Origin of the sequence: Streptomyces sp. BE303 (genome assembly GCF_036290945.1) — a bacterium.
Lineage (GTDB): Bacteria > Actinomycetota > Actinomycetes > Streptomycetales > Streptomycetaceae > Kitasatospora.
Genome location: NZ_JAQYWZ010000482.1, coordinates 1 through 551 on the forward strand (window position 1 = coordinate 1; position 551 = coordinate 551).

General features: G+C 77.7%; 1 protein-coding gene. It reads left to right on the top strand.

All coding sequences use genetic code 11. The features are described 5' to 3' along the window. On the top strand, positions 1-551 hold a 551-nt coding region (locus tag PUR56_RS09730), incomplete at both ends, for an acyl carrier protein (RefSeq protein WP_329948572.1).

Consider the following 551-nt stretch of genomic DNA (forward strand, 5'->3'; position numbering starts at 1 on the left):
GCGGCCGGCGTCGGTGCTGGCCGACCTGCCGGAGGTGCGGGCGTCGGTCCGCGAGGTGACCGTGACCGGCCGGCTGCCGCTCGCGCTGCGGCTGGCGGACCTCTCGCCCGCCGAGGCGCGCCGGACCCTGCTGACCGAGGAGCGGGACCTGGCTGCCGCGGTGCTCGGGCACGGGTCGGGCGGTGCGGTGGCGCCCGACCGCGCGTTCCAGGCCCGCGGCCGCGACTCGCTCACCGCGATGGACCTGCGGAACCGGCTGGCCGCCGCGACCGGACTCACCCTCCCGGCGGCACTGGTCTTCGACTACCCGGACGCCGACCGGCTGGCCGGGGTCCTGCTGGAAAGGCTCGTCGGCCGACGGGCTGCGGCGGCGGCACCGGCCGCACCGGCCGCGCCGGTCACCGTCGATCCGATCGTCATCGTCGGGTTGGCCTGCCGGTTCCCGGGCGGGGCCGACACCCCGGAGGAACTCTGGGACCTGCTGGCCTCCGGGACCGACGCCATGGGCGGGTTCCCCACGGACCGCGGCTGGGACCTGGAAGCCCTCTACC